8 protein-coding genes are annotated in these 18,246 nt (G+C 46.6%); all 8 read right to left on the bottom strand.

What is annotated here, in order from left to right; all coding sequences use genetic code 11:
- Window positions 1-18: 18 nt before the first annotated feature.
- The 8 genes from AC3WS5_RS05760 to AC3WS5_RS05725 all read right to left on the bottom strand — a co-directional run bounded on the left by AC3WS5_RS05760 (window position 19) and on the right by AC3WS5_RS05725 (window position 18,152).
- Window positions 19-1,575: a SusD/RagB family nutrient-binding outer membrane lipoprotein gene (locus tag AC3WS5_RS05760; RefSeq protein WP_492466302.1), complete on the bottom strand. Its 1,557-nt coding sequence runs from the start codon at window positions 1,573-1,575 to the stop codon at window positions 19-21.
- A 17-nt stretch (window positions 1,576-1,592) separates the two neighbouring features.
- Entirely contained in the window at window positions 1,593-4,715 is a 3,123-nt protein-coding gene (locus tag AC3WS5_RS05755) for a SusC/RagA family TonB-linked outer membrane protein (RefSeq protein ID WP_492466301.1), read from the bottom strand.
- A gap of 273 nt (window positions 4,716-4,988) precedes the next feature.
- Window positions 4,989-6,008 (bottom strand): LacI family DNA-binding transcriptional regulator, encoded by a 1,020-nt coding sequence (locus tag AC3WS5_RS05750; protein WP_492466300.1) that lies wholly within the window; start codon window positions 6,006-6,008, stop codon window positions 4,989-4,991.
- 324 nt (window positions 6,009-6,332) lie between these two features.
- The gene (locus tag AC3WS5_RS05745; protein WP_492466299.1) at window positions 6,333-7,901 is read right to left on the bottom strand and encodes a glycerol-3-phosphate dehydrogenase/oxidase; all 1,569 of its coding nucleotides are present in this window, start codon (window positions 7,899-7,901) and stop codon (window positions 6,333-6,335) included.
- Window positions 7,902-7,953: 52 nt separating this feature from the next.
- The gene (locus AC3WS5_RS05740) at window positions 7,954-10,131 is read right to left on the bottom strand and encodes a DUF6259 domain-containing protein (protein ID WP_492466298.1); all 2,178 of its coding nucleotides are present in this window, start codon (window positions 10,129-10,131) and stop codon (window positions 7,954-7,956) included.
- Between the two features lie 93 nt (window positions 10,132-10,224).
- Window positions 10,225-12,291, bottom strand: a complete 2,067-nt coding sequence (locus tag AC3WS5_RS05735; protein WP_492466297.1) for a cellulase family glycosylhydrolase — start codon at window positions 12,289-12,291, stop codon at window positions 10,225-10,227.
- Window positions 12,292-12,348: 57 nt separating this feature from the next.
- A complete protein-coding gene (locus AC3WS5_RS05730) occupies window positions 12,349-15,114 on the bottom strand; it encodes a glycoside hydrolase family 2 TIM barrel-domain containing protein (protein ID WP_492466296.1) in 2,766 nt (921 codons plus the stop codon).
- 185 nt (window positions 15,115-15,299) lie between these two features.
- Window positions 15,300-18,152: a glycoside hydrolase family 31 protein gene (locus AC3WS5_RS05725; RefSeq protein ID WP_492466295.1), complete on the bottom strand. Its 2,853-nt coding sequence runs from the start codon at window positions 18,150-18,152 to the stop codon at window positions 15,300-15,302.
- Window positions 18,153-18,246: the final 94 nt, after the last annotated feature.

The following is an 18,246-nucleotide window of genomic DNA, read 5'->3' as shown; positions in this document are numbered from 1 at the left end:
TACTAAGCTCTCAGAAAATTATTTTGCAAACCAGAGTTTAGTTGAGACTTTGTCAGGTCCGCCGAGCAACTTAATTCCCTTATCTAACTCAACGGCATTGGTTGATCTTTCCGACGATGCGTAGGGAAGCCGTTGAATAAAAGTTCCTGCCGGCAGATCTGCATTGTCCGACTGAATGACCGGATACATTTTCGGATATCCGCTCCTCCTGAACTCAGCCCAGCCTTCAAAACCATCAGGGAAGATTGCCAGCCATTTTTGTGTGCCCACCTGTGCGCGTTGAACATCCGTTGTACTACTCCATTTCACAGGGATATCCGATACAGCCGGTGACTTGGCAAAATCATCCGGAGCTACCGGCACGGCGGTCGATTGCTGATAACTGCCGATTATTGCGGGGTCTGTGATATTCCATTGTCTCATTGACACCTCAATGCCTTTTTCATAAAGTTGCTGCGCGGTTTCAGTACCCATTTTCCATCCGTTCAAAGCACCTTCTGCCCTGAGAAAATAAGACTCAGCCGCATACATGACAGGTTGATTCGCGGTTAGGTTCGGACTCCAGGCTGTACCGCTCCAGGTAACCCAGTACGTCCCGAGATTTGACACCTGCTTATTTTTATTTACAGGATTATTCAGATCTGCTGCGGGAGTTCCGTTCCGGATGCTTTTGAATTTTCCGTTGCCAACTGCCGGTTGAAAATACACAGAGAGTCTCGGATCATTGTACCCTTTGAGATAAGAGGCCATCGTCGAACTCATATTGAATTCATTAAAACTGGCAATACGCGCCAGTCCATTCCCATCGTTGCCGTTCAATGATTTTGCTATCCACGCTGAATGGCTTACATCAGTCATAACGCCGCCTGCTACTGCCGCTTCCGCCTCCTGTTTGGCCTGATCTGGCAACACATTTGAAATTCGCAAAGCCAGCCTTAAACGTAGGGAATTGGCAAAGCGTATCCATTGCTGTACATTGCCGCCGTAGATAATGTCAAATTTTCCAAAGACATTCGGCTGATTTAAATTTTTCAGCGTTGTAGCGGAGGTGCCCAGCCTCTTAAAAAAATCCAGATAAATTTCCTTTTCCGAATTGTAAGGAATCGATGCTGAGGACTCGCCAGCCTGTAAATAAGCAACCGGACCAAAATACTCAGTCAGATGATGAAACGCATACACCCATAAGATATTGGCCAGCGCATATTCCCCCGAATTGGGATCGGTATTATCCATGATCGTTTTCAGATTGGGCATAGCGAATACATAAGTCACTACGCCAAGCCGCCCCAGCCACCCGTCGTTCATCACATACCGGTCAGTGGAAAAACTGGTCGTATTTAAAGAAAAATACTGGGCGTACAGATCTGTGTAAAGATTCTGTACGGTTTGATAATATCCCTGGTTCATACATGCGCCAGACTCTGCGCGGGTGAACATGTATCCAAACTCTAGCTTGCCCACTGAAGCAAGCGCACTAGGATTTGTATTGATCTTATCGAAATTCTTCGTACAGGATAGCAATGAGAATGCCAGTCCCATAAATAGTAATATCGGATATATGTTTTTGTATTTCATAATGATGCAAATTAGATTTAGATGGAAAGGTGAAGATTTATTCCAATGCTGCGAACTGCAGGAGGCAGTCCCGATTCGATGCCCTGGTAATTACTCGTTCCGATGGCAGCTTCGGGATCAACTGGCAAAGTCCGCCGGCCGATTCCTGGGATATCCAATTTCGATTTACCCCGGTACAGGAACAATAAATTTCTGCCGCTGAGCGACAAACGGACGTCTTTAACGAATCCCGGATTCAGTTTAAACGTATATCCAACGGACAATTCCCTTAAACGGAAATTGGTCGCGTCAAATGCAAAGAACTGATCATAACCTGTATTACGACCGCCGGCACTCAGTGTCGTCCATAACTTTTCCGCGTTAATGGCCGTGGAGTTAGGGCTGCCGTCGGCCAATACCCCATCCAGTACCAGACCACCGTCTCTGAACTTTGTTGTGTAGTCACTTACGCCATAGAAAGCCATTATTGCATCGGTGCCCGACATGATGATACCCCCGACTCTTCCATCAACCTGGAAACCCAGATTCAATCTTTTATAGCTCAGCGTATTACTCCACCCAACGGTATAATCAGGGTTAAAATTGCCCAGCTTCTGATCCTTTGCAGGAGTTGCCACCGGCAATCCAGCTGCAGATATCAGATATTTACCCGTCGTGTTTTTCGCCCATCCATATCCGTAAATATCTCCATATGACCCGCCCGGCGCTATAATCAATTGCCCAAAATTCGTTGACGCTGCTAAAACGGTTGAAGTAATCCCTTCTTTCAATGATAATATCTTGTTCCTATTGAGTGCAAAATTTATATTGGAAGTCCATTTAAAAACTGGTGTACTGACCGGTATAGTCGATACATGCGCTTCAAATCCAGCATTTCGGATATTACCCACATTGACGTACTGGTTGCTGAATCCGCTGGCCGCGGGAAGACCTATGAGCACCAATTGGTTAACTGTGTTCGTCTTGTAAAAGGTGGCATCAATACCGAGCCGGTTATTGAAGAATCGCCACTCAATGCCTGCTTCAATAGACCTCGTCTTTTCGGGCTTCAGGTCGGTAATGCTTTTTGTGGCATCCCGCGAAATAAATCCGCTTCCTGCCCCTGCACTGTAAAGATAAAGTTGCGTAGTACGGTATGGATCCGCATCGTTACCAACATTGGTATAAGCTACCCTTACCTTACCAAATGTTATCCACAACGGAAGTCTGGTCATCTCACTAATTACAGCAGCCAACCCGACCGAAGGATATGAGTAGCTGTACGGTGCGGGAAGCGTGCTTGACCAATCGTTTCTCACGCTGCCGTCCAGATACAGGTAATCCTTGAAGTTGAATAGCACATTTCCATAAAGTGACTGTATCTCCTTCTTAAAAGGTACGGTAGTCCCGGAAAGGGCGGTTGCAAAATCAAAAGAAAATTTATTGATCACATTCAGGCCATTGGCGAGCGTGGATTTGCTTCCCCCTCTCTGGTCCAGAATTGCGCCGCCCAGGTTGTAACCGACACTTAGATTGTCTGCAATCTTATTATTACCCGAAAATAGGAAGTCCACATTCCGCTCCCAGCGGCTTATCGCTGATTCCTGGTACCGCCCACCAGGGGGGTTGAAAGGTGCTAGCACCGTACCATTATGGTAAGATCCGGTAAGCAGATCATCATCCTTGTCCAGGCTATATCGCGCCTGAAAGTTGAGCCAGTCGGTAAGTTCATATTTTAACGAACCTAACAACAGGATGCGATCGCGGTTTTCTGTAACATTCATCCGGTACACATCCCAGTAAGGGTTCTGAAAAATTGACGAATTTGTCCAATATATCGGCAAGGGCTGCCCTGTAGCCGGGTCCGTTTTCTCAAAATTTTTCAGCGCGTCGGTGCTGAGATCCCTCGGCATAATGTATACTTCATTATGAATACCCTGGTCGCCGAGCCTGGGGAGATGATCTATCGACTGATTCAGGTAGGTGATCTTCGCATCCATCGTAAGTCGGGGTAAGATCCTCCCCGACACCCTCAAATTGAAATTGTCGCGGGTCATAGAATTCTCGGGGACAATTCCATTTGTGTTATTTCGGGCGTAGGATGCAAAAGCGCGCATCTTTTCTGAGCCACCGGAGACATCCACATAGTTGTTCGCCAAAAAGCCATTTCGATAGAAACTCTTTACATTGTCAGGATAGGTTTTAGCCTTTGCTCCCCAGCTCTGGGCAGCACTGGTACCCGCGTTTCCACCATTTCCCGCTCCATATTCATTCTGAAATGTATTTAAGAAATATGGGAGGTCAACGGAAGCACCTCCGTTATAGTTTATGGTAGTTTTCCCAGCTTTGCCGCTCTTTGTAGTGATGATAAGTGCTCCGTTTGCCGCGCGGCTTCCGTACAAAGCCGCTGCTGCCGGTCCTTTTAGGACAGTGATCGTTTCCACGTCTTCCGGATTAACACTGGAAGCTCCGTCCATTCCGGCATAGCTACTGCCAATCCCTTTTGCCTGCGTCCCCAGTGTGTTTGCAGAACCGCCACTATTGGGCTCCCAACTCATAGAATTATCTATCGGCACGCCATCCACTACAATCAGAGCGTTATTATTTCCGTTGATGGACCGGTTCCCTCTAAGTATCACCCGCGCTGCACCTCCGGGCCCGGAAGCCGCAGGTGTAACGACCATATTGGCCACCTTCCCGCTCAAACTATTCATAATATTACCGCCGGGATCCTGCACAGCCGTAATTTCATTTCCGTTGAGCTGATGAGTGGAGTAGGTCAAAGACTGCGCCTGCCTTTTAATACCGAGCGCTGTTACAACCACGTTGCTCAGTTCGGTGGCATTTTCTCTCAGTACAATATTTATTACTGAGGCATCGCCAACGATTCTTTCTACAGTCTCGTACCCCACATTTGAATAGACGATTGTATCGCCTGTTGCCGCGTGCAAGCTATAAGTTCCATCTTTCGCGGTCAAAACCCGAACGTTCCCGTTTTTAATGGCGATGGTAGTGCCCGTTAAAGGCTGACTAGCTTCGTTCTTTACTTCTCCCCTGATATTCTTGGCTTCCTGAGCCTGAACAGTGGGTCCGAACAGGAAACAGAGAAATAAGAATATGGCGAGCCCTAGAACTACTCTGAATTTTTTCTCCTGATGCATTTTTGAAGAGTTTTAGCTGAACTAATTTGGTATCAATAATTATCTAAAACTAATAAATGGGACAGTGGAAGCTGGAAAAAACACCGATAACGTTTCCGATAATAGCGTCTGAAGATCTGGCTGGGCCCTCCTATGCATAAAAACAACGATGTATCTGCGATTTAGATTTGACGGCTATCACATAAGTTTTCAACGCGTTTGGTTCACGTCCGGACGGTGTGTAAAATCCATGAGCCGCCCCTGCGCGCAAGGTACACGCCATACTCATCCCCTTCATCTTGTAGTCGATTCCCTTACGATTAGTTTTCCATTTAAAACGACGTTTCTGGCCTGGAAATTTCTTTTTGAAATATGTTTGAGTAGTAGTTCACAACTTTGCTTCCCTACTTCAAGTGCAGGCTCTTCTACGGTGGTAAGCCCCGGCGAAATGATGGCGGACATCGGGTCGTTCGTAAAGCCCACCACACCTATATCTTTACCGATTTGTATGCCCGCTTCCTTTAAGGCTAGCATAGCACCAATTGCCTTCCGGTCGTTAACGGCAAAAATAGCATCGGGCCTGTTTTTTTTGTTCCGCAGCAACTGCTCTGTATCCTGCTGGCCGCTCAGTTGCGAAAATTCGGACTGGATAATCCAGTCATCGGAGAATGCAAGTTTATATTTCTTTAAAGCTGCCAGATATCCGTTCAGCCGCTCCCTGGAAAAAGACAAACCCGCCGGTCCGCCGATATGTGCTATCTTCTTGTATCCCTGGCTAACAAGATGCTCTACCGCCATAAAGCCACCTTCAAAATCATTCTGAGTCACCCGAGAGGTGTTTTCCATTTCGGCCGCGCGGTCAAAAAATACCATTGGCACACCGCTGTCCATCACCTCTCGGAGGTGATCGCAATGGTCAGATTCAGAGGTGACACATACCAGTAAGCCATCGATAGAACTTAAAGATAAGGTTTGGGCTATCAAAATCTCGCGGTCTTTCGATTCGCCCGTGACATAAAGGATAATATTGTAATCGCTTTCATAGGCGATCGTCTGAATGCCGGTAATTACAGTAGAAAAATAGTAGTTGGTAATCGTAGGCAGAATGATAGCGATGTTGTGCGACCTATTGTTGACCAGGCCTCTGGCATTGAAGTTAGGCCGGTAATTCAATTCTTTTCCTTTGTTCAATACCTTTTCCCTCGTTTCTGCGCTTACATCAAAAGTATCGCGGAACGCGCGTGATACCGTTGCCGTCGATATCCGCAACTCCCTCGCTATATCCTTAATGGTTACAAGATGTCGTCTTTTCATGGCCTTCACACATTAGAGTTTTGTCGAAAATAACAATACAAGATTTGGACCGAGCAATATACTACAAAAAACTGAAATACCTATCAATTAGGAAAGTATCCTGAATAAGATATAAAACCGGATTGACAAGTGCGTGCTTCAAGGACCAAGGGCAAATATTCGGGGTTTAACGGCAAGAACCAGGTGCACAATTAGCTTTCTAAATAAAGCACACCATCATTCCTTCTCCGTTTTTGTGATAGAGATCACCGGCTTATTTCCTATAAATTTCGCTATCGACACTATTTGTGCAATTCTCATCTGCAGTCACACTATCTTATCCTTTTATATAACGTATTGCCGCGCAAGCGCCCCAAGAGCCTGTAGCTGCTGTTGCTTCCATACCTCGTTTTGATGAAGCTCCCGCATCATGATCTCCGCGACCGGTTCTGCGATCCTCATACACTCTGCTGCATCCAGAAACAATGCTCTTGTTCTTCTTGCCAATACATCTTCCACCGTCAGGGCCATTTCATGCGTAACTGCCCACCGGACCTGCGCTTCATTGATACTCAACTTTTCGCTAATCCAGGTTCCATTGCTTCTTTCTTTTAAACACTTCGCATCGCTCCCATAAAAATAAAAAGGATCGTCCCAATCTGTTCCCTTCGTATAACCATGAATCGGCAGACGAACTGTCCTTGAATTTGTTGGAGGCCAGTCCATTTTTTTCTCAATGAGGTTTATCATATCCTCGCCCATTTTCCGGTATGTGGTCCATTTGCCGCCGATCATGGTAAACAATCCCGCCGGCGATGCAATTATTTTATGGCTGCGGGATATTTCTTTCGTTTTTTCCTTTCCTTCTCTGGGAGCTGCCAAAGGGCGTAGTCCTGCGAATACGCTAAGCACATCTTTGCGCGTTGGCTGTTTATTCAGATATGCCCCGGCGGTATTTAGAATGAAATTAATTTCTTCCTCCAGTGGCCGCGGTTCCATGGTAATGTCCCGCACCGGCGTATCCGTAGTGCCCACAACGATTTCTTTGTGCCAGGGGACTGCAAACAGCACTCTTCCATCGCTGGTCCGGGGAATCATTAACGCATGCGTTGAAGAAAAAAATTCCCTTCCCAGAACCAGGTGGATACCCTGACTCGCCACAATGCTTTTTGGAGCTGCGGGATTGTCCATTTTCAATATCTCATCTGCGAACACGCCGGTGGCATTCACAACTACTTTGGTCATTATCTGGTGGCTTGTACCTCGCATTGCATCTCTTAAACTCACCCCTGTAATTTTACCATCTTCACTCTTTTCCAGTCCTGTAACCGCTAAATAATTAATGGCGAGTCCGCCCTGCTCCAGGATCGTTTGAGCCAGGTTGAGCGCCAGCCTCGAGTCATCAAACTGACCATCGTGGTACAATACGCCGCCCAGCAATCCTTTGGACCGCAATTCCGGAAGAGCGTCCATCGCTTCTTTCCTGGAAATAAATACGGAAGGGCCCAATGATAAACGGCCGGCGATCCAATCGTAGAGTTTTAAGCCAACGGTATATTTGAACTTTTCCCACACTGTATACACCGGGACAATAAACGTCTGATTTTTCACCAGATGGGGAGCATTTTGTTTAAGCAAGCCTCGTTCTACACTGGCTTCGCGTACGAGTGCAATATTCCCCTGGGCCAGGTAACGTACGCCTCCATGTACCAGTTTGGTACTCCTGCTGGAAGTTCCGCTTGCAAAATCGGCCTGCTCTACCAACAGCGTTTTGTAGCCGCGTGTTGCTGCTTCAAGCGCAGTTCCCAGACCACTCGCCCCGCCTCCAATCACAACCATGTCCCAAAGCACGCCGGCCTCTGTTGCTTTTTTTAAAAGCCGTTCCCTGTCAATAATGTTTGCTCCGTCATTCATCTTGCTTTCCTACAAATTTTCAAAGTGAACACAAAACACTCCACAAATCATTTTACTTTTCCATCATTACAACTACTGAACGAGCTGGAATGTCGATCTCTCCCTCATTCAGGAAGGGATTGAGGTTTTCGGGTGTCACTACGTCAAACTGCGCATGCTCCCTTCCATCCAGCCGGACACGGGCATGTATACTCTTCTCTCTTCCAAAATTACCTACTACTACAGCTTTCTTACCGGCGCTATTCAGGAAAACAGCATACTTGTGAGGGCCATCGGAACTTACGCTGGCGCCGAGAACATCGTTAAATGCCGCATGCCAAACCCAGTCTTTATACTTTTTTCTCAGCGCATCAATTTTTTTCCCATAGGCAAGCGTCAGCGGAAAGTCAGTTATATGCCCTTTGAAATTATAGGGTTCATAACTAATAATGTATCTGTCCATCAAAATAAGATTCAGTTTTTCCCGGTCGTCGACCCCGGTAACTGCTACCACCAATGGCGCCTCAGAGTCGATATAACGATCCACCGGCGTTGCGTTGAGCCCGATTCTGAAATACGAACATTGGTATTGCTGAAACAACCAATCCATGTGACCTTCTCCTGCAAATAAAAAATTTGGATTTTTCCTGAAGGCCATCTCATTCAGCTTTGACGCTAATGGCATATCGCCTCCATAAACATATCCCGGAGCAGCATATCCATGGTCCTTCGCGAAATTATACAATGCCGGTCCGTGGTGGCAATTCTCATCGAACAGCCATCCCGAAGGGTTTAGATCAAGTACTTTCCTGAACTCCCTGGCGATGGCGTCCTGATAACCCGGCGCATTGAAGTCCATAATAGCGCGCCGGTGATTATTAATGCCAGCCAACTGGGTAGGTGTGTAATAGCTGTAGCCCCCCTGCTCATAAGGTATCCCATACGGATCTTTAACTTCATATTTATACCATTCTTTTTTGTACGCTGACGTTGTTTTGTCCGCCCAGTTTATTTTACCGAACAAGATCATATGAACGCCGAGGTCTTCGATCTTTCTGATCACATCACGCAAATCGTCCCAGGTTCCCAAATGATCTTCGAAGTCCTGCGAAGGGTCGTTGCCGTCCTGTCCCAATTTATTCCAACCAACAAGCTGGATACCTGTAACGCCATTCTCTGCACATTCTTTTCCATATTTATAGAGGTCTTTAAAAGAAACACGCCAGTCGTCTTCAGGTGAATTGATCTGCAACTGCATCCATGAATTTACATCCTTTACCCACGCCGGCGTATTGGGTTTCCTAAACCAGGTCTTTCTCCATTCCTTGTATACATCCACCCCAGCCTGCCAGTCACCATTGTATGGAGTAAACAGGATGGGTATCAGTTCCGTTGTTGAATGGGGCGCAGCAAATACAAAATGACACAGGCGAAACTCAGTATTTACTGTCAACCCGCTGATCTCATCAGACTGAGGGACTAGACCGTTTACTGAATTAATATTTGCCGGGTGCTGTTCCCAGGTATATTCCACATAGTAGCGTTGCTTCGGCTCCTGCACACCAACATACAGCCCCTGGTTAGCTGATGATTGCAACAAACAGTACAGGCTCCGATGTGAACCCTTTGTTTTTGTGGGATTGAAAACACCCCAGTACCCCTTGCGATTGTCGAAGTTTGGATAAATTTCTTCGCTTTCCAATCCGCCATACCACATGGTACGGGCATTCAGGGAAATATTTTTTGCAGGTGATTTCAGATCTCCCAAATAAGGATAATCAATCGTTTCCACCGTAAGCGCAGAATTATTGATCAGCTTACTTTCAAAGTTGAGTCTTCCATCAGTTAAGGTTACCGTTGCGCTAAATATCAAGGGCAGAACACCTCCGTTCTCACTTTTCAAATTGCGCCATTCGAAATGGATCTGGCTGTCTGATATTTTGTTAACTACAGCATGTTGCTTCTGCCCGTAAATGTAATTAAAACGGCGATCAGGCAGGGGCGCATGCATCCTGAATGAAATGCCTAATGATGCTCTGCTGTTGATGACCCAACCGGTTTGCAGATTTTCCAGTCGTGTCAACGCACCGGTTTCAGCGTCAAAGACTACAAGCAACTTTTGATCCCGCAATTCAATACCGGACGCTATTCCCGAGGCCGGCATCAAAAATAACGGCATTGAAACCAGCAATAACAGTCGAAAAATGGCAACCCCGGGGATCCCATTTCTATTTCTCTTTTTCTGTAACATGCGATAAATAGTTTTATGCTTGTGTTCCCGAATTTTTCAAAAAAATTATTTACAAAGCATCCACCTTTTTCAGGCATTAACCTAATGATTTACTTATTTTACATATATTTCAACATCGCTATTTCCGTACTTATTTAGATATTTCCGGGTCATCTTTCCCCATTCCTTCAAATCCGCCTCATTCCAGCCTCCCTCAGATCCCGCTGTCTTCAATAAAATTGAACAAGTCTCATCTTTATCTGCAACAGACCAGGCTACCCAACTCAGGTCCCGCTCATCCATCCACCTCACCCAGCGATTCCATTCCTCATGATTGATGGGTCCATTCCCGGTGGCTTCCATTCCGGCACATTCAGAAACAAAAATTGGCAAACCCTTACCCAGTGCATAGTCTGTGCGATCACGCAAGGACTGTTTATGCGTGGCAGCATAAAAATGCATCGTGTACATGAGGTTGTTGAACCCTGTCAAAGGATCATCTGCAACTATATGAATATCCTGATCCCAATGCGGGGATCCCACCAAAATAATATTGTCCGGATCATATTTCCGGATGGTCCGGATGATCTCTTCCGAATACATTTTCAGACTGTCCCAGGATTGGCGAACCGGCTCATTGAAAATCTCATAGATCACGTTCGGATATCGACCATAGGTCCTCGCCATCAACTCAAAAAACTGTTTGGCTTCTGCAGTGCGGATATTATGACTGTGCCAGTCGATGATCACATAGACACCTTCCTTGATACATGCATCCACAACCTGCTTCACAAGCCTGACTGAATTATCCGGGCTTTGAATGTAACCGTCTTTAGGATCTACGCCCATTGCTGCACGCAGTACCGTACAGTTCCATTTCGTGACCAATTCATGAACAGCACCGGCATTGTAAAACCGGGGCCACCAGTTATGCCAGCCGAAACTCATACCTCTGAGGGCGACTAGCTGCCCGTGTTTGTCGACCAGCTTACCATGCTGTACTTTCAGTGATCCGTGTTTGTTTACTGGATTCATAACCCGGTGCGATTTGCCATAAAGGTCTGTGTTTATAAGATCTTTTTCGAAAATGGTATAATCATCATCATAAAATTTCAGAAAATCCCCTACCGATGCGTGCCCCGGGAAAGCCGCGTAAAAATGAGTCGGACTATGAGTATCATTCCGCCAGACGAGCACATAGGACAATTTTAGGTTCTCGCGCTTCAAAGTTTTTAGCAGACTTTCCGTCCACCAGTTGCGATCAGGGATCGATTCGAGACCAGTCTCCGTAAAAGCAGCCAGCTTACCCGTTTTTTGTGCATACGCCGAGACAATCTTTAATTTCTGAAAACCGGCTTCCAGATTATATTTCCCGTAGCGTCCAAAGTCGCCATAATTATCTACACCCACCATGTCCACCCATTCATCTCCCGGATAGCGCTCCAGGTATTGGGCTTCCGTAGTAAAAAGATTATCGGGCGAAAACGCATAGATGAAATTATGTATCTTCAATGAGTCACGCAGGTAAGAAACCGTGAACCGCCACAATTTTTTGAATTCTTCCGTGGTGGAATGGCTCCGTCCCCACCAAAACCAATCGCCGTCAAATTCGTGGTAGGGTCGGAAGATCATCGGAACTTTTGCACCATCACGGCCCCTGACTGAATTTACCAGGCTCCCAATCTGTTTCAATATTTCCTTGTATGGCTGATGCGCGGTACCTCCCGGTATAATATATTTTACCGCGGGCGCCGACACACTATCCTTCCAGTAAAAACCACCGCCTGATACCGGGTTATTGAAATGCCAGGACACGGTTGTGATTCCCCCACGATCATAGGTATCAGCAATGATTTTCCGCAACCTGGCTTTTTCTTTTTCAATCTCCGAGGTCGGTTGGCCTGAAAGCCCTGCAAAATCAACGCCGATAACTGCCGGGTTCGATCCGGTCACGGATTTGACATCGCTTCTGTCTTTGTCTCCCGACCATCCATGGCCGTACTCCGTGGCATGCTGGTGTCCGAATAAAATATGACTCTCAGCTAACCGGTGCAGGTTTTGATACAGGTTCCTGGTCTCCCGTGTAGCTTTTGAATCTACCAACCGGAGTGGAGGCTGAGACAAAACAGCCACCCCAACTGCCAAAAGGCTTAATGTGAGTAAAAAAGATTTCTTTGCCATCACGTTCATTTAGTAGGTTGATCACTTTAACAAAAGCTGCCGGTAAAAGCGCCATTGTTACTTCACCTTAAAATCAAACCACAAGGTTCCCAAATAAGTACTGCCTGCCGGATTATGGTTCTTCTGACTTTGCGGTCCCAACAGCGCCGCATCCTGAAACTTGGTTCCGATGGGGCTTACCTGGTTGAATATTCCGATTGCATTGCCCGGGAATGGCGGTGCCGTGTGATTATTTCGTGCCGCAACCGGGGGAGCAGGCTGAAGCATCTGGAAGTAAGGCAGGTCTTTTCCGGTGTAAATGGTAAAAGGCGATTCACTGTTATTGACTGTGACCCAGGCCACCTGCGCGTGCCAGCCTTTAAACTCGGGATATATCCAGGATTCACCAGTAATGGTATTGTTATACTCCTTTTCCCATACACCCCATTGCATACCTTCCTGTCTGTTCTTCCAAACGCGGTAAGGCCCTCTCCCTAACCATTTCATACTCCTGATCTTTTCTTCGGGGTATTTAAAAGTAATACCCGAATAGTCTGCCACGGGTTTCAACGAATAATTGTATTGTAATTGGGGCATCTTACCCGGAGCAAACACCCAATGATTATCCAGCCGGCAACTGTCATTCCTGTAGGAAGTATAAATATGCTGTACGCCCTTATCAGAGACGGTCGTAAAATTCTGTAGCGGCAGATCGCAGCCGGCGAGGGCCGGGCCATCATGCAGAGAAATTATAGCTCCCTTGTAGCTCACTTGCTTAAGAAATCCTGTGCTTTTATCGAAATTGTATTCAACCCCGTCACAGGTGACTTTAAACAGGCCGTCGTAATCAGCTATAGATAATTTCTCACCATTAAGTGATGAATACCTCTCGTCATTAATGCTTCGGTTGTTCTTAACCGGCCAACTCCAGGTATTGATCGTCTCATTTTTTGCGTTAAAAGCGGTCAGCCGAAGTGCGTCAGCCCGCTCCAAAAGAGCTTTGCCCGCAGAAATACTTAGCATGGCCCTCCCACCAGGCTTTGCCTGCAGACCTTTGGCAGTTCCGGCCTTGAGCACGGCCGGATCCGGAACTTTCTGATACGGACCAGGAAATTTCAGCCACTCCCATTTGAAACGGACCGTGTTCAGGTTCGTGTACAAATAGTTATTGGTGACAGGCACACTTCCAGTAAAATGAATATCAATACTATCCAACGAAATGGATACGGGGCTCCAGATATCTTTAATGGCAAAAAAACTGGCTTCTTTCTCCCGGTGCGGTCCCAGAATACCATCCGGCGCAAAATTGCCGACTACATCAATACTGTCGTGCAGATCCCGTCGGCGGACCCCTTCATCATGAAAACACCAAAGAAAACCTCCTGCACTGCGGGGATTCTTCATCATCTCCGCCCAAAAATCTTTCAACGCAGCGCCATGTCCACCATCAAACAGCCCATGCATGAACTCGGTGGGAAAGAAAATATCGCCCGATTCTTTTTCTTTCACCACGTAATCGTAAACAGGATAATGCTTTGTGTTGACACCATTGAATCGTTCCCAGGGATGATAGACCAAGCGGTCCTGCGGATCGTAGAGCCGGAAATCATTATCCACGGCCCGGTTCCACCCGCCTTCATTTCCATTCGCCCATAGCACAATAGATGGGTGATTTACATCCCTGACCACTAACTCGCGCACAAGTCTCCTGGCGGTTACGGTATCATAGGCTTTCTGCCAGCCTGTAAGTTCATCCAGTACAAACAAACCCAGAGAATCACAAAGATCCAGAAACTCCTTGTCGGGCGGATAATGGCTCATCCGCCCAGCATTCATATTCATCTCCTTCATGAGCCTGATATCCTGGAGGTGAATTTCCCGGCTGAGGGTCTTGCCGGATTCAGGCCAGGTGCTGTGACGATTCACCCCTTTGAAAATAACGCGCGTACCATTTACATAAATACCATCGCCCTTCCTGACTTCCACCGTTCTGAATCCAAACCGCTGATGATAACGGTGTATGATTTTCTTCCCTTCCCTCATGGTCACCTGTACCTGGTACAGATAGGGCTGCTCAGGATTCCATGCGTTCACGCCGTTGCAACGTGTACTTAAAGTTAATTTGTCAGAGATGGGTGTGGCCTGAATGAAGCCTACCTGCTTTCCTTTCAGGTCGGTTATTTCAGCCTCAACCGATTGATTCCTGCGGCCATTCTGCGTGAAGACGTCCATCGTAAACTGACCATCAGCTTTCGCATCGATCGCAACGCGTTCGATGAATGTGGCTGGTAATATTTTCAGATAGACAGGCCGGAAGATGCCGCCAAATATCCAGAAATCACTTTGCCTCTCCGCCCTGTTAATGGATTCATTAGCTGATTTTTTTTTAACCTCTACTTGCAATTTGTTCGATGCCCCGTAAGTCAGCAGTTTAGAGATATCGTATTCAAATTCATAAAATGCACCCTGGTGGATGGGTCCGGCTTGGACATCATTAATTAGTACCCGGGTATCTGTCATCGATGCTTCAAAGACGATAAAGACTTTTTTATCTTTCCACGAAGCAGGAACATCAAACGAATATTTATAAATGCCATGTTCTTCGGGGTTGACCACATCTCTCCCATAATTGTAAGTACCGTAACCCTGAAGTTCCCAATTGGAAGGCACGGCAATCTTACCCCATTTGTTGCTGTTCATCCCTGAACTGCACCAAAAATCCCAGTTTACCGTATGATCCTTGTCTTTCCCTGACAAATACCGCAGGATGGTTTCCTGTCCTGATGCCATACTGACCAGCAATAATTGAAAAATGACAAGACCTAAAAATTTAATCGCTCTCAAATGCATGTTTTTTGTTTTGAAAATAGACCACAGTCCCGAATACAAACTTAGTTCAGAAGCAAAAGCTCTTATAAAGATAACAAACCGGCTACTCTTCTAAAGCTTTTAAAATGAATAGCCAAAACTATCGAAAAATTTAGTGCTTAGGTCTGGGTACAGCAATAAGCCGGCTGACACAACAGAAGTCAAAGTTGTATGACTATCCTGCTCCCATTATACTTCACTATTTTTTGTGGATTCCCGTTATCAATACCAGAGGGATGGTTTTTGTCGATAAGCCTCAGGTAAAACGTTCTTTCACTTAACATTCGGGGGAAGCTACCGACCCGCTTCTCGATCGTGACAGTGCTGGATTTGTTATCATAGCTGATGAGTATGCGTGCAAAGGCACCTTTTTCGTAATTGTAATTCAGCCCTTCATCTTCATACAGGGAAAAATGGGCATCTCTGCCACCGTAGATACAAAGCGTAATGGGATCGGCAGGTTTTTCCGCGACATATTGCAGTTCAGGGCCGACGGCCAGGATAGAGCCTTCTTTTACAAACACCGGCATCCGCTGGTAGGGTGCGTCTGCTTGAATCAACTGTCCGCCTGCATGATACCTGCCGTCATACAGGTCATACCATCCCTGTCCGGAGGGCAGATACAGGTTTCTGAAAGTTGCCTTGTAACTATAAACCGGGCTGACGAGCAGGGATGGGCCAAACATGTACTGATCGCTCACTGACAAGGCTCGCGGGTCTTTAGGAAAATCCATCACCAGGCCTCTCATCATGGTGTAGTCGTGATAATATATATCACCACATAGTGAATATATATAAGGCATAAGCCTGTACCGGAGTTTGTTGTAGTACAGCATACTCTGATAGGCGGGATGTCCTTCGGGTGCAATATTGTAAATCTCCCGGTAAGGGAATTGCCCATGTGATCTGAACAGCGGAGCAAAGGCGCCGAACTGGAACCATCGCGTCTGGAGCTCCCGCCATTCCTCCAGATCTTTGGGTTCCGGTCGCTCATACCGCCGCTCAACGGCAAACCCGCCGATATCCATGGTCCAGTAGGGTAAGCCTGACATGGAGAAATTAAGTCCCGCACTGATCTGGGCCTTCATGTCCTCCCACCTAGCGGCGATATCACCGCTCCAGATCGTGGCAGCATATCGCTGGGACCCGGCGAACCCGGAACGCGTCAGCAAAAAAACCCGCCGGTCGGGATCCGATTTTCGCTGTCCTTCATAAATGCCCTTCGCATTCTGCAGGGGATACGCGTTCAGAAACTCAGCAGCAGCACCTAAGGCAGTCGGCGTTATCTCCAATTTCCGGTACTGCGGCGAGACATTGGAGAGAATATCGGGTTCACTGGCATCCATCCACCAGGCATCTACACCTTTCAGGGAGAGCTTATCATGTATCAGCTTCCAGAATGCCTCGCGCGCATCTTTACTAAATGCATCATAAAAGGTAGATATATATCCTTTTCCGATCCAATCCCGCTGACGGTCAGCAATATTCCGTTTATACAACCATCCCTTTTCATTAAACGTTTTATAAGTATCGATCCCTTCGTAGAATTTCGGCCAGACAGAAATCATGAACTGCGCTTTGAACTTATCATGTACTTCAGCGATCATCTTATCCGGATCGGGAAAACGCACCGGATCAAATTCCTGGCTGCCCCACTGATCTTCCTTCCAGTACGACCAGTCCTGTACTATATTGTCCAGGGGTATATGCCGCTTTCTGAACTCCGCAACCGTGTTCAATAATTCCTCTTGTGTTTTGTAGCGCTCGCGGCTTTGCCAGAAGCCCATCGCCCAGCGAGGTGGCATAACCGCTTTGCCCGTCAGAAAACGATAACCGGAAATAACCTCATCTAAATTCTTTCCGTAAACAAAATAATAATCGATCTTGCGGGCGGCCTCAGATTCAAAAGCAAATAAATTTTCATCTTCTTTTGGCAACGGGGGGAGATACCCCAGATCAAGGTATGATTCACTGCCATTCGGGATCCATTCCATTTTGAAAGCGTACTTTCTATTTTTCCCGATATTCATCTCTACTATCCCCGAACCAGGGTTCCATGCCTCTCGCCATCTGTCAAAAATCAGGCGTCCATCCAGCCAAATTTTACAGTATCCAGCGTACTTTACTTTTAACGTGTGAAGTCCCTCAATGTCACTCGACAGTGAACCTTCCCAGGTAACGGACCCCTGTGCCGGAGTGAAATTCCCGGGTAGTTTGACCCTGCTATCTCCCAACCAGGAATATGAGATCTCCGACTGTGCCTTTTCAAAAGTCTCCACACCAGGTTTCTTACGATCATTGACAAAACTTGCGGTCAGCCAACCTTCCTCACCTTTTTTATCAAATAATTTCAGATGGGAAATTGGCAGAAAATCACGGGTATCCCCGGCCTTTCCGTAAGAATAATTATCCCAGAGGATCCCATAATTTCCGGAGGACACTAAAAAGGGCACCGCCACTTCCGTGTTATTCTGGAAAAAGATCACCTGCCGGTTGCGGTAGTCCCAAATATCCTCCTGGTGCTGTCCCAGTCCGTAGAATGCTTCGCCCTTGTTTATCCGAAAAATTTGTTTAACTTTAAGAAATGGCTCACCTGCGAACACCGCAGGCTCTATTATCCTGCCTCCATTTGTCCCCTCAACGAGCATGGATCTTCCATCTGGTCCAGCAAAGGAAACGCCACCCGATTTCAGATCCACGAATATTTTAATGCGATCAGAGCTCAGTACTGCCCTTCCTGCCTCCACTTTTTTGTCAACCTGGACCTGTAGCGGAGTGGCAATTACAGAGAGACTTTCCCGCTGAAGTTGATCTTTTGCGGGCAAGACTGTAACGCGGGCGACATTGGCAGACATGAAAGTGACCCGGACTATCATCCGCTCCCCCGTTACGATTTCTGTTGGATTTATTTCTACTCCCTGGTCCAGAAACCGGTAATTAGCCGGTTGTGCATTTGCAGCAGAACCAAACCAGAAGATCAATATCAGGAATACAATACTACCTGCCCTAATCATATATTATATTTAGTTTATAATTAATGCCCTAAAGATTATTTATTATCTTTTTTCTATGACTGCAAAAACCGCTGAGGCCCAGGAACAATCCCTT

This window comes from Niabella sp. CPT15-335-S11, from assembly GCF_058792415.1.
This window is presented reverse-complemented; position numbering and strand designations above follow the sequence as displayed.